The organism is Armatimonadota bacterium (assembly GCA_022563855.1).
GTDB lineage: Bacteria > Armatimonadota > Fimbriimonadia > Fimbriimonadales > Fimbriimonadaceae > JADFMN01.
Genome location: JADFMN010000001.1, coordinates 490,657 through 504,395 on the forward strand (window position 1 = coordinate 490,657; position 13,739 = coordinate 504,395).

Genomic DNA, 13,739 nt, shown 5'->3' on the forward strand with positions numbered 1-13,739 from the left:
TATGAGTTTAACGAACCGCCCCGCCGACCAGTTCCGCCGAGTCGGACCTTCCTCCGTCAAAAAAACCGTTGTCGACGACCTCAATGGTGCACTCGGCGATGGCCCGGCGCACTGCGGATATGAACTCCTTCGTCGGATCGACGCGGTGCAGCAAGACCAACGGAGTGGGGTCGCGCTGCCCGAACAGCAACACGACTTCGTGATTGCCGGAAGTGCTCGCAACGATCTGTTTGAGCGACTCCAGCTCCTCGCGAGTCGCACCGAGCACGCGCACGAAAACGGTTCCGGCGACGCTCGGGTCCGGCGTCAAGTCTTCGCAGCCAGCGTCCAACGGCTCGATGCTCTCGACGCGGACCTCGATCGACACCTCGCCCGTGCCCATGCGCTGACGGTGCTGAACAACGCCTTTGACAGCGACGACGCGATCCTTCTCGACATCTTGGTCGTACTTCGCAAGCGTTTGCGCGAACACGACGCAGCCCGCCTGGCCGCCCAAATCCTCGATCACGATGTTCGCCATCTTGTCGCCTTTCTTCGTGACGAATCTTCGGACGCTCGCGATCACTCCGGCGAGTTCAACGCGCTGGCCGTCGGCAACCTCTTCGACGTCGCTGCAGCGGTGCGTGCCCCTGGCAGCCAGCACCCTCTCATACCCCCGCAGCGGGTGGTCGGAAACGTACACGCCGAGAACCTCCTTTTCCCAGGCGAGCATGTCGCGTCGATCGGGCTTCTGCTCGTCCGGAAGCGCCGGGTATCCGCTGGCTGAGCCCGAGTCGTCATCCCCGAACAGCGAGTCCTGCCCAATCCGATGTTCGCGGATGGACCGGTCGGCGAAGACGAGCGCTGCTTCCGCGTTCGCGAGCAAAACGTTGCGGTTCGGCTCGATCTCATCCATCGTCCCCGCCTTGATGAGCGAATCGAGCGCCAAGCGGTTCAGTCCGTGTTCGCGCACGCGTTCGCAAAAGTCGAACAGGTGGTGATACGGCTCATCTTCTCGCTGCGCGATGATCGCCTCGACCAAGCCGTCTCCAACGTTCTTGATCGCGCCAAGGCCGAACCTGATCGCCCGCTTGGCATCGACGCCTTCGACCGTGAAGTCTGCGCTAGAACGGTTGACGGACGGCGGCTGCACCGGAATCTTCTGCCGTCGGCACTCTTCGATGAACTTGGTGACCCGATCCTCCTTCGTCCTGTAAACCGCGAGAAGGGCGGCCATGTATTCGTAGGGGTAGTTGGCCTTTAAGTACGCGGTCTGATAGGCGATGATCGCGTAGCAGACCGCGTGCGCCTTGTTGAACGCGTATCCGGCGAAAGGCTCGAGCAAAACCCAGACGCGCTCGGCCACTTTCTCGTCGACTCCGTTCGCGGCGCACCCCTCCAGGTACTCGCCCTTCATCTGACTCATAATGGCCCGCTTCTTCTTGCCCATCGCCCGGCGGAGTACGTCTGCCTTTCCGAGGCTGAAACCCGCGAGCGCCTGGACGAGCAGCATCACCTGATCTTGGTAGACGATCACGCCGTACGTCTCCTCCAGAATCGGTTTCATCCTGTCGTCGAGAAACTCGGGGGTCCTGCGCCCAAACTTGTTGTCGATAAAGCGCGGAATGTGCTCGACCGGGCCAGGCCGGTACAGCGCGACCATCGCCGCAAGCTCGCGCACGTTCTGCGGTTTGAGGCTCATGATGTACCGCCGCATGCCGCTCGATTCCAGTTGGAACACGCCGACCGTCTCGCCACGCTCCAGCAGCGCATACGTCTTCTCGTCGTCGAGCGGTATGGCCGGAACGCCGCCTGACAAGATCGGATGTTTCTCCTTTTCTGCTTCTGAGGCCGCGGCAAAAGATTTGCGGATGTTCTTTTCAGCGCGTGCCAAGACCGTGAGGTTCGACAGGCCTAGGAAGTCCATCTTGAGCAGGCCGATCTGCTCGAGCACGCCCATTTTGTACGCCGTGATCGGCATGCCGTCGCCCGAGCGGTAGAGCGGGATGTGGTCGCTCAGAGGGTCGGCCGAGATGACGACGCCAGCCGCGTGAACGCCGCAGTGCCGGGACAGCCCTTCGACGTTCTTGGCGGTATCGACGAGCTTCCGCATCGTCCGATCCCTTTCGTAAATATCCCGAAACTCCGACACGTCTCTCAAGGCCCTGTCGATGCTCCAGCCTGGTCCCGTCGGAATCTTCTTGCAGATTCGATCTACATCCTGCGGCACAATCCCCATGACCCTGCCTGCATCGCGGATTGCGGCCTTGGGGCCGAGCGTCCCGAACGTCACGATCTGGGCCACACGGTCTCGGCCGTACTTCTCCGTCACCCAGGCGATGATCTCGTCGCGCCGCTCGTCCTCGAAGTCGAGGTCGATGTCCGGCATCGAGAGCCGCTCGGGGTTCAAGAACCGCTCGAACGTCACGTTGTACTCGATCGGGTCGATGTCGGTGATCCCGATCGAGAACGACACGAGCGATCCGGCGACCGAGCCCCTGGCCCCGGTCATGATTCCCTGGCTGCGGCTGAAGTTCGTGAACTCGCGCACCAGCAGGAAGTACGACTCGAAACCGGTCTGGCGGATGACGTCAAGCTCGTACTTCAACCGCTCCCAGTGTTCGTCGGTCGCGCCCTCCAGGCGATCGGTCAGCCCTTTCTCCGCCAGCGTTCGAAGGTAGCTTCCGCAATCTTCGCCCTCGGGCAAGTCCGGCTGCGGCATGTGCGTCGTCCCCGTTTCGATCTCCAGGTCGCACAGCTCTGCGAACTGCGCGGAATTCTCGATCGCCTCCGGCTGGTCCGGAAAAATCCGCGCCATCTCGTCCTGCGATTTAACGTAGAACTCGTTGGTCTCGAACTTGAGCCGGTCTTTCTGTTCGAGCAGAGAGCCTGTCCCGATGCACAGCAGCACGTCGTGCGACTCGGCGTCGCCTTTGCAAAGGTAGTGTGCGTCGTTCGTCGCCACAAGCGGCAGATTGAGGTCGCCCGCGATCTTGATGAGCTGTTCGTTGACCTGCTTCTGCTCGGCCAGACCGTGATCCTGCAGCTCAATGAAGTAGCTGCCCTCATCGAACATCTCCTTGTACATGCCAGCCGTGTACTGGGCCTTGTCGTATTCACCGGCGAGCAGGTACTGGTTGATCTCGCTGCCGAGGCAGGTGCTGGAGCTGATCAGGCCCTTGCAGTACTTTCTAAGCAGCTCGTGATCGACTCTCGGCTTGTAGTAGAACCCCTCAAGCGCCGCGATGCTGTGCAGCTTGCAGAGGTTCTTGTACCCCTGGTCGTTCTTGGCCAGCAGCAACAGGTGGAATGTGCTGCCCTTCTCGTTGCCGGCCTTGACCTCGATCCCGCTGGGCGCGACGTACGCCTCCATGCCGATGATCGGCTTGATCCCCTGCTTGCGGCACTCGAAGTAGAACTCCATCGCGCCGAACATCACGCCGTGGTCGGTGATCGCCAGCGCCGACATGTCCATCTCCTTGGCGCGCCGAACCATATCGGTGATCCGGGTAGCGCCGTCCAGGAGGCTGTACTCCGTGTGGTTGTGCAGATGGACGAACGACTGACTCATGAACCTTAGACCTGGCAGGCCCAGGTGTCATTTTAGACGGAAACGGGGTCTGGTTCGCCGCTTGGTTTTCCGCTAGTTATCCGGGTTGGGGTAGGCGCCCACAGCTAGGGCTACTGACTCTATCCATGCCGACTCGCGTTCAAGAAAGACGCGCAGGCCGCTCTTCCTGCATCTGCACTCCCTCTAGCTCCTCCTTTGGAACCTGAACTATTTGTCCAGTTTGATCTTCGACCTGTCCGGGCTGAACGAGGGCTGGTAGTCGATCGCCGCGTTGATCGTGAGCCTCACCTGATTCGTGCCGTCGGCGTTCATCACGTAAACGTCGCCGTTGCCATCGCGATGCGAGCCGAAGGCGATCTTGGACCCATCCGGGCTGAACGAGGGGCCGGAGTCGTCCACCGCGTTGTTCGTGAGCCTCACCTTATTCGTGCCGTCGACGTTCATCACGTAGATCTCCCAGTCGTCGCCGTCGCGGTCCGAGATGAAGGCGATTTTCGTCCCGTCCGGGCTGAACGCTGGATCGCCGTCGGTCGCCGCGTTGTTTGTGAAGTTCACCTGGTCCGTGCCGTCGGCATTCATCACGTAGACCTCCCTGTTGCCGTCGCGGTACGAGGTGAAGGCGATCTTCGACCCGTCCAGGCTGGACGAGGGATCGTAGTCGAACGCCGCGTTGTTCGTCAGGTTCACCGGATTCGTGCCGTCGGCGTTCATCAGGTAGACCTCGAAATTGCCGTCGCGGGTCGAGAGGAAGGCGATTTTCGACCCGTCCAGGCTGTACGTGGGATAGCCGTTGCGCACCGTGTTGTGCGTGAGCCTCACCTGGTCCGTTCCGTCTGCGTTCATCACGTAGACCTCTTCGGTGCCGTCGCGCTCCGAGACGAAGGCGATCTTCGACCCGTCCGGGCTGAACGCGGGCTGCCAGTCGGTCGCGGGGTCGTTCGTGAGTCTCACCTTGTTCGTGCCGTCGGCGTTCATCACGTAGACCTCGAAGTTGCCGTCGCGATCCGATGTGAAGGCGATCTTCCCGGGCAGCGCGGCGGAACCGCCCCCGCCGTCAGTGCTGTTGCCGCCCCCGACATCACCGCTGTTGCTGCCCTCGCCGCCGTCGCCGCATCCGGTGGCGGTCAGGGCGATCACGAGCAGTCCGGATATCCACGCCACTTGCCTCATGCCTTCATTATAAACGGAGTTCTGATCTTCGACCGATTGCAAAGGCCACAATCTGAACGAGGGCAAGGGGTTCGACCTGCCGGTGCCGCTGCTGATCGAACACGCGACATCCCCGCTCGAGCTTGGCTACCTGACGTCGGTCGAAGCCGACGGCGGCGAACTGTTCGGACGGGTGGCATGGTTGTTCTGATTCTGCGAGAACTGCGCTGCCACCTATCCCCTCAGGTCTTTCTGTTGTCAAAAGCCGTCTTTTTGCGTCTTCAAGCCGTCTTTTAGCGCCTTCAAGCCGTCTTTTTGCGCCTTCAAGCTGGCTTTTTGCTCCAGAAAGAAGCCTTCCCACCGCGTCAAGAGGGCTTTTTGCTCCCAAAAAAGACGTCTTTCCGCAGCATCTTCAGCCGAGAAAGGTGTTCAAATCATGCTCGACGAACCTGCAACCCTTGGGCACTGTATTCATGGCTGCCCCGCACGGTCATCGGGACAACCATGCCACCCGCCGAACCCCCGAACTTCCGAACCCTCTAGCCCCCGTTCTTGCCATTTGTAAATGCCCGCAGCTCGTAGCACGCCCGCAGCGCCTCAGACACCGACCACGCGTACCACGGAAGCCCGGCTTCGCCGTGGGGGTCGTCACCGTCGTACAGTTGGGCGATCCCTCCCATGCCGTAGCTCTCCATCTGATCCGCAAGACGATCCAGGGTCGTCGCGGCGTGCTGCCCGTCGCCGGAGACGCGCAGCACAGCCGAAATGTAGAATCCGATCAGGAAAGGCCACACCGAGCCTTGGTGCAGCGCGCTGACAGGTTCGTAAAAAGGTGCAAGGTACGTTCCCTGGTACCGACTGTCATCCGGTGCGAGCGTCCGAAGGCCGTACGGCGTCAGCAGCTTCTTCCGAACCAGATCGAGAGCCCGCCGGGCCTGCTCGCCGGACAGGCATGAGAACGGCAGCCCCATGGCGATGACCTGGTTGGGACGGAACGACGCATCGTCCGGCTCGATCGTGTCCAGATAGTGCCCCAACGACTCGCGCCAGAACTTGGACTTCAGCGAATCCTCTGCTAATAGCGCAAGCTCAGAGAACCGTGCTGTGTTCTGGCCGAGCTTCTCGCCGATCCACTCCGCACAGCGCAGCGCGTTCGCCCACAGCGCGTTCACCTCGATCGGTTTGCCGTGCCGAGGGGTTACCGCGCTGTCCTCGATGACGACGTTCATCCACGTCAGCGGTACGTCGGTGTATTCGAGCTGCAGCAGACCGTCTTCGTCGTCAAGGCGCACGCGATTGATCGAGCCCTCGATTTGGTGACCCAGGCTGTCGGCGACCCACTCGAACGCCTCGCTCGCGAAGTCCGCCTCCCAATCGCGCTTCAGCGAATCGTACACGGCGTTGATGAACCAGAGCGTCGCGTCGGCAGATGCGTAGTCCTCGTCGAGCGTCATGGCGACGACCCCGTCCTTTCTGTGTTGGGCGTGCCTGCGCAGGATCTCCCTGGACTGTTCGGGCGCCATGGCCAATCCCAGCCCCGGCAGAGCCAGCATAGAATCGCGGCCTGTTGCGCCTTCGGCCGGATAGCCGGCCAGCACCATCGTCTTCCCGTCAATGGTCACGACGAACTTTCGAGCAGCCTCTATGAGCGTATCGACGAGCACGGGCGTCTGTGGAGCCGTCTCGACAAACCGGTACCGCTGGGCGCCCTGCTCCGTGGCCGCCACTATCACTGCAGACTCTCCAGGCTCCAGCCGGTACTGAAGCTCGCAAGGGCAGAACAGATCGTCCATCGACTGCATGCCGCGCTCCGTCTCTCGTGGAAACTCGAAGCGGTAGTACCAGCCGAACGTTGCGATGCGGTCCGCGCCGTCGTGGTGCAGATGCAGCGCGACGCCCCCGTGCTCGACCACGGTCCTGTCTTGCTCATAGGCAAGGTTTTCGGGATACGAATCCTGCGCGGAGAAGACCCGGTGCGCCGACTTGTGCGCGACCAGCGGCCTCAGTGAGAGCTTCATCATGACGTCACCGAGATTTGTGTACTCGACTGTGCAGGCGTTCTGTGCGACGTGCACTCCCAGTCTCTTGCGCAAGGTTTGACGCCCGACCGAGAACGTCCACTCCGCGAACTCTGAAACGGAGAACGACGCGAGGCGCGTGTAGCCTTGCGGATGCACCTTTCCGGCGTATTGGTTGGTCGAAACGCCGTACGACGTCGCCCCGACCTCGGCGTACGCCTCGATCTGGCTGAGCAGCAGCATGGCCCCCTCGCTCGGGCCCGTTGCGGCGATGAGGTGTCCGTGGAACCTGCGCGTATTCGCACCGCTGACGGTGCTTGCCGCGTATCCACTGATACCGTTTGCCAGCAGCCACTCCCGGCGAGATGAGACCGAGAAGTCCCTGCACTCTTTGGAGTCGAGGGTATACCGCATGCGCTCAGCTAGTTGATGACCCTCACGTCGCGCTCGGTCTTGCGCCGGCTGAGTCGGTCGCGCAACGGGCCAAGCCGGAATCGAATGCCCATCCGAAAGTCCGACGGGAACTCTCGGAACAAGATGTACGGCTCAAAGCTCTCCGCGGCCAGCGCGATCTCATACTCCGTATCGAACACGGTTTGGGATGTCGGATCGTACCGCACCAGATACCGCAGAGTATAAGGCCCCGAAACAAAGTCCGCGCGCACGTGCAAGGACGTCGGAAAAACCAGCGGGTCAAACGGAAAGTCCGGGGTTCCCCAACTCCCGGTATTGGCGTACGCAACTCCCAAGGTCAGGGACGGCGACGGGTTGTAAATGACCCCGACCAGCCCGCGTACCCAGCCGTAGCCGCCGTTCGCGCTGACTGTACCGAAACCGTCTATCCTAGCGACCAGTCGCAGTGAGTCGCCGAGGTTTACAGGAGGCGTCTGGACGGTCGTCAGCAGTTCGGCGCGATCAAGCCAGTTAGAGCTCGAATCTGCCCTGATGCGCTCAAGCCTTGCAGACGCGCTGAGACCGAATCCTGCCCGCGAACCGACCGTCTCCAAGACCAGTTCGAACTGGTTTGAAACTGAGTCTATTTCGACCGCCCTCGCGTCCGTCTGCTGATTCCACAGCGTCCCGACCGTGAACGACAGCCGCGGGTCTCGCAGATTCTGGTACTCCCTCTCCGGAGACTTCACCCTGACGTTATCGAACCAGCTGCTGCTGATCCTTTCCAACAGATCGGATCTGGGCACCAGCTTGCGATAGACGGAGTTCGGGTTGACGTTAGACAAGGTCAATTGCAATCCAGAGGTCGGGAAGACCGAAGGAAACGTGTTCCAGAATCCGTAGGCAGAAAACTTTTCGGAGAGCATGAGACTCGTGTCCCAGGAGAGGCCGAATCCCACGCCTCGCCGATCGGCGAACGACGGCATGCGCCAACCCGTCACTCGGGGATCGAGCTCAAACCTCATGCTGGGGAGCCAGCCGAGTTTCGCTCCGAACAGCAACAGCCCGACCGATTCGGCAACGCCGTATCGACCAGGGTAGATCGTCACCCGGTCCGCAAGCAGTTCGTACTCCGGCTTGTCGCGCCGCGAGAGCGTCGCGCGCGCCTTGCGCAAGAACCACGACTCAGTGCGTATCTCGAGGCTCTGCGCCCGGATCGTCATGCCTCCGGCCTCAACGGTCACCTCGAAGGCCTCGCCCGTGTGGTTCTTCCAATCGAACTCAAGCGAGTCGCACTCGAGCAGAATCGCAGGATCGGTGAGCCTGACGCCACCTGCAGCTCGACCGGTCTGCTCGTCCAGCCTCAACTCAAGTTGCGAGCACTCGATCACCGTTTCGTCGTACTGCGCTGTGATCGAACCGGTGAAAACCAGGATATTGGTGGCCAAATCGATCTTGGCACCGTCGTATCGAACGGTGAGTCCCTGTATCTGCACCTCCTTAGTCTCCTGCCCGACGCTGAAAACAGCGTCGTTCAGCATCGGCAGCGGGGGCAGGAGAGGGAACGGGATCATCTCTAGTATTTCGATTCTACCGACGTACGGGATTCTTGTCTTGGTCACGAACTATTTTGAATTCCGGCTCCGTCATGATATAGTAGGACTGTACACGCATGTCCAGCATTCCCACGGCCATCCAGACCAAGAACGATCTGGCTCTTGAAGAGTTACAGTGGATCGAGCGCTGCCGGCGCGGAGACGACATCGCTATGACGGCGATCATCGCCAAGCACCGGATGCGACTGGTTCGAGTGGCTTCCAACGTTCTGCGGGACTCACACGAGGCTGAGGACGTCGCGCAGGAGGCGTTCCTGAAGGCGTTTCGCGAGATTCACAAGCTCCGAGACGACCGAGCGTTCTCCGGCTACATCTACAAGATTTGCGTGCGGCTTTGCATGGATCGTCTGCGGAGCAAACGGGCCGAGCCGGCATTCGTCGATAAACCGATGGCCTCGAAAGGGCCCCAGGTCGAGACCCGGGTCGTCGTCGAAAGCCTGCTCGAACAGCTGTCGGCAGACCTGAAGATGACGCTGGTACTTCGCGAGATGGAGCAGTTGAGCTATGAAGAGGTCGCGTCGGTGATGCATGTGCCGGTCGGCACAGTTCGCTCACGATTGCACACGGCGCGCGAGCGATTCCGCGTACTTTGGATCGCCGCTACGGAAGAGGCTTAAAGAACATGAAGGGTTGCAAAAAATATCGGGAGTTGAAGTTTCTCGTAGCGGAGGGCACGGCTTCCTCGCGCCAGATAGCGTTCGTTGAAAATCACGAATCGCGCTGTGACGATTGCCGCGCGGAGATGAGCACGTTTGTCGGAGCGCTCAATTTGCTGCGGAACGCGCAGTTCGAGCCGACGACGTCGCCGACTTTCGAGTCTCGCTTGCTCCGGCGGTGGCACGTCGAGGTTCGCAATCGACGCGTCACGTTCTGGCTGCCCGTGATGGCGGGTGCATTCGCTGCCGCCTTCGCGTTGTTGGCGGTCCTTCAGATCCTTCTTGCCGGGCCCGTCGCCGATCCGCTCGACCTCGAGGGGCATGAGGCAAATATGAGTTCGTCCAGTCAGCCGTCGATCCCGGCCTTCCAGGAGACGTCTGACTCGCTGCCCACCCAATGAGCCCGTCCCTCCGGGCGTTTTTCGGCGCGCTATTCGGTGCGCTACTCGTACTGCTGGTCCACCCGGCTTCGCGCCCGTACATGACGTCCGGCCTCTGGTTTCTGGGCGGCTCGGAGTATCTGCGCGAATCGAACGCTCGGACAGAAGAGATGGGGCCGCTGCCCGAGCCGGACTCGCTGGAAACGTCGGCGCTCTGGCTGGTGGTGGCCTGTGAACAACACAATACGCTCGATTCGCTCACGCCAGACAAGTACCTCTTGCTGATCGAGGTCGCGCAACAGGCAAGCGATCAGGACACCGAGAACGCGTTCTGGTACCAAGTCGAAGCAGCTTTTCAATGGGAACTCGGAAATCGAGATGCTGCACGAAGAGCGTGGCACTCCGCGAGCCTCTCGACGAGGTGGGACGACTACCAAGCGCAGCGCTTAGGGCGAGTCGTCGATGGCTTGCGCCGGGAGGCTGGCCAGCGACTCGCCTGGCACTATGCGCTGGCGACCAGCAGAAAGTCCTCTTCGGCGGGCCAAGCTATCCTCGCCTTTGGCCGCACGATCCGCGCCGAGCCATCACAGGCAGACGACCTTGAACTAAAGTTCGACACGCTGGTCAACGGCGCGTTGCTTCGCGAGGGAGGTCGAATGTACGCGACTAGCGAGTACGGGCTACAGCTCGTCAACGCCGCGGTCGTTGATCCGCTGACATTAGGTCCTCCCTTGGCACGGCAGGATTTGGTCACCCCGAGGGAGGTTCTGCTGCTACGGGAACAGTTCATCTCCGAATTGAGCGATCGGGGTGAGACAAGCAAGGCGACTCTTGCGACTAACGAATTCAAACGAGTCGACGCCTGGCAAGCGTGGATAGAGGTTCAAGACGTGGATCGCACAAGGCGAAACTTGACGGTGGCCAGCATCTTGACATCGGCCGGCTCAGGCGCTCTGCTGGCAGTCGGCCTGCTGTCCGCCTTGATGCTGTTGGCAACGATTCTCCTCGAGCGCACGGGATTGCTGAGAGCGCTTTTGCAACCGCCGATCGCGCCGATTCTCGGCGTCGTGGTCGGGGGTCTCGTGTTCTATTCAACCGGGTTGATATTCCCGGCGATTTGGGCGGCCGTTGCACTGGCGAGCTTCAGCTTCAAGCACGACAGCGCGAACAGGCAAATCGCGCAGAAGACCGGTCGCCCGTTCGGACTGATCGTGACGGGACTCGCCGTTCTGTTCGCAGCAGTGTCGACCATTTTCGTAGTCGGGCTGTCAACGCCAGCACGGTATTTAGGCAAGACGACGAGCTTCCCGGATTTCGCCGGCCCGGGCAGCCCGCTGCTGGCAGATCTCGCCGGTTTGTCGGCAATGATCGTTAGCCTCGTACTGGTAACCGCGCCCGTGTGGGGCTACATCCGTCGCGTCGAACCGCACGTTCTTGCGCCAATCGCGATCAAACGGTTCTTTCTAGCTTCGTGCCTCGGCTGTCTGACGCTCGGTGTGATAATCATGCCGATCTCAATCCGAGTTGACCACAGTTTGGCCGACACCCTCGAAAAAGTGTTGCAGAATGAGCCAGGGTATTACCTGACTAGATGAGCGCGACGATATCGGATGAGATGGCGGACCTGGGCGATCGACGAAAGGCGCTGCTAGAGGAGCTTGGCGAGAACCCGTCGGGAATCGAATGGTGCCATCGGCACACGACGTTGGCAGACGATGCCATCAAATCGCTGTTCGGTCACATGATGATCGAGTTCAACAACCTGCCTCCGATAGCCGTTATCGCAACTGGCGGGTTCGGGCGACGAGAGCTTGCGCCGTACAGCGACGTCGACCTCACCGTCGTGCCCGATCACGGGCCGAACTCGCGGCTTGATGACGCGATCAAGTGGCTGTTCCGCCAACTTCACGACTCGTTCGCGGGCGACATGAAATTGAAGGTTGGATACGCGCTGCGCTACGTCAGCGACGCACCGGGATTGGACGCAACGACTCTCAGCGGCCTGATCGATGGTCGCCTGGTGGTCGGTTCACAGCAGAACTTCGATGGGTTGATCGACGCGATCTGGGAGTCGTTTCCGGTCGCCGAGTTCATCATCGCGAAAATGAAGGAGCGCGAACAACAGACGCTCCGCACGAACGATACGCCGTACGCCGCACAACCGCACCTCAAGCTCGGATCTGGTGGTCTACGGTGTTTCAATACGGCCAACTGGATCAGAGCCTCATTGGGCGAAGAAATGATCGAGCCGTCCGTCGAGTACAAGGCGATCCTTGAGGTCAGGAACTTGCTGCACGTCGCCGCTGGCAAGCAGTTCGACCAACTGACGTACGAAAAACGACAGTCGATCGCGGACGTTTATCGGAAAGATCCGTTCGAGCTCGGCAGCGAGGTCGCGCAAAGCCTGATTCAGGTCAGAGCGCGCTATGAACGAACTCTGACCCATCTGCAGGATGCGGAGTTCCCGATCAGCAAAGGGGTCAACGCTGTCAAAGGGACGGTCTGCGTCGACAGAGGGACGGGATTCGGTGCGGCGGCGCAAGGGATCGCGCTCGGAACCCAGCTCTCGCTAGCCGTCTCAGAGGCGAAGCCAGACTTGCAGGCTGATGCAAGTCCCGGTCAGTTGCTCGTGGCTGTCATCGCCGGGGAGCCAACGCTGCGGAACCTGGACCGTGCCGGGGTTTTGGAGTTCTTACTCCCCGAGCTTACGGCTTGCCGAACGCTCATGCCGCGAGACATGGCGCACGAGTTCGGCGTGTTCGAGCACACTCTGCGCGTGATCCGCAACCTCGATTCAATACCGGAGCACGGATTCCTCGGTGAGCTTAAATCCCAGCTGCGCGACCTCGGGGCGCTATACTTGGCGGCGCTGCTGCACGACGTCGGCAAAGTCGACCCAACGCAAAAGCACTCGGATTATGGAGCGGAACTCGCCGAGGCAGTCTGCACTCGTTGGGGGCTGTACGACTCTACGCGCGAGACGGTCTGCTGGCTCGTGAAGAACCACCTCTTGCTGGATCGCACGATCAGGATGCGCGACGTCCAGCACCCCGACACCGCAAGAGAGTTTGCCGAAGCAGTCAAGACGCCGGAGAGGCTGGCGATGCTGGCGATCCTCACTTGGGCCGACGCGAGCGCCGTCAGCGATCACGCTTGGTCGCAAACGCAAGACGCGTTTCTGGCCGAGCTGTACGACCGTACGCTGGAACACTTGTTGAGCCCGCAGGATCGGTCTTCGGACCCTTCCGACTACCGCCGCCGGATCTTGTCGAGGCACTCGGGCAAAGGCGTCTCAAGCGAGGAGTTGGAGGAGTTTGTGAACTCAATGCCAGCGCACTACGTGCTCAGCACGGAGCCCGAGATCGTGAAGAGCCACGTCGCGCTTGCAGAGCAGGCTAGGGGTGGCGAGGTCATCGTTCTGTTGCGTGATTTCGTGGATATGGCCGCGACGGAGATCACCGTGTGCTGCTCCGACGCTCCAAGGCTCCTCACGAAAATCCTTGGCGTGCTCTACGCACTCGACCTGAGCATTATCGGAATCAGAGCCTCGACCTCGGAGGGAGCGAAGCCTGTCGCCATCGACACGATCACCGCGAGCTTCGGTCGTCGGCCTATTCCGAGAGCTACGGCCCAAAGGGTCACAACGGTGCTGACGAACGTTCTCAAGGGACAAGAGAGCGTCGACTCGATCTTGCGCGACGCCGGCAAATCCCCTGAACGCAAGCAGAACGTTCTTGAGTACAATTTCGTGCCTGGCGTACCGAGCATCATTGAAATCCGCGCGCCGCGAGGACGGGGCATGGCGTATCGAATAGCTCGAACGCTGTCCGAGCGCGGCTGGGACATCCTCGGCGCCCGAGTCGGGCAGTGGGCTGGGTCCGGTGCGGCCGCTTTTTACGTCGCAAATCCGTCGGGAGGGCAACTCACCGAGCAGGAGGTCGCAGAAGCACTATCCACGCAATAGGTATAGTTGATCT

8 protein-coding genes are annotated in these 13,739 nt (G+C 60.9%); 3 read left to right on the top strand and 5 right to left on the bottom strand.

Features of this window, described 5'->3' with window-relative positions; all coding sequences use genetic code 11:
* Nucleotides 1-7 precede the first annotated feature (7 nt).
* The 4 genes from IH944_02360 to IH944_02375 all read right to left on the bottom strand — a co-directional run bounded on the left by IH944_02360 (nt 8) and on the right by IH944_02375 (nt 8,732).
* Complete coding sequence (locus IH944_02360) at nt 8-3,550, bottom strand: DNA polymerase III subunit alpha (protein MCH7903391.1); 3,543 nt, start codon at nt 3,548-3,550, stop codon at nt 8-10.
* A gap of 207 nt (nt 3,551-3,757) precedes the next feature.
* Complete coding sequence (locus IH944_02365) at nt 3,758-4,720, bottom strand: PD40 domain-containing protein (GenBank protein MCH7903392.1); 963 nt, start codon at nt 4,718-4,720, stop codon at nt 3,758-3,760.
* A 518-nt stretch (nt 4,721-5,238) separates the two neighbouring features.
* The gene (locus IH944_02370; GenBank protein MCH7903393.1) at nt 5,239-7,131 is read right to left on the bottom strand and encodes a glycogen debranching enzyme N-terminal domain-containing protein; all 1,893 of its coding nucleotides are present in this window, start codon (nt 7,129-7,131) and stop codon (nt 5,239-5,241) included.
* Nucleotides 7,132-7,139: 8 nt separating this feature from the next.
* On the bottom strand, nt 7,140-8,732 hold the full coding sequence (locus IH944_02375) for a hypothetical protein (GenBank protein MCH7903394.1): 1,593 nt from the start codon (nt 8,730-8,732) through the stop codon (nt 7,140-7,142).
* Nucleotides 8,733-8,782: 50 nt separating this feature from the next.
* Between IH944_02375 and IH944_02380 the strand changes: the two genes are divergently transcribed.
* Complete coding sequence (locus tag IH944_02380; protein MCH7903395.1) at nt 8,783-9,343, top strand: sigma-70 family RNA polymerase sigma factor; 561 nt, start codon at nt 8,783-8,785, stop codon at nt 9,341-9,343.
* Here the strand turns inward: IH944_02380 and IH944_02385 are convergent.
* Nucleotides 9,340-9,705 carry a hypothetical protein gene (locus IH944_02385; protein MCH7903396.1) on the bottom strand — a complete coding sequence of 122 codons (366 nt, stop codon included), beginning with the start codon at nt 9,703-9,705 and terminating at the stop codon, nt 9,340-9,342. The genes IH944_02380 and IH944_02385 overlap by 4 nt on opposite strands.
* Before the next feature lie 74 nt (nt 9,706-9,779).
* On the opposite strand from IH944_02385, the gene IH944_02390 reads away from it, so the two are divergent.
* Both IH944_02390 and IH944_02395 read left to right on the top strand, forming a co-directional pair.
* The gene (locus IH944_02390) at nt 9,780-11,357 is read left to right on the top strand and encodes a hypothetical protein (GenBank protein ID MCH7903397.1); all 1,578 of its coding nucleotides are present in this window, start codon (nt 9,780-9,782) and stop codon (nt 11,355-11,357) included.
* Nucleotides 11,354-13,726 (top strand): HD domain-containing protein, encoded by a 2,373-nt coding sequence (locus tag IH944_02395; protein MCH7903398.1) that lies wholly within the window; start codon nt 11,354-11,356, stop codon nt 13,724-13,726. Before IH944_02390 ends, IH944_02395 begins: the two co-directional genes overlap by 4 nt.
* Nucleotides 13,727-13,739 lie beyond the last annotated feature (13 nt).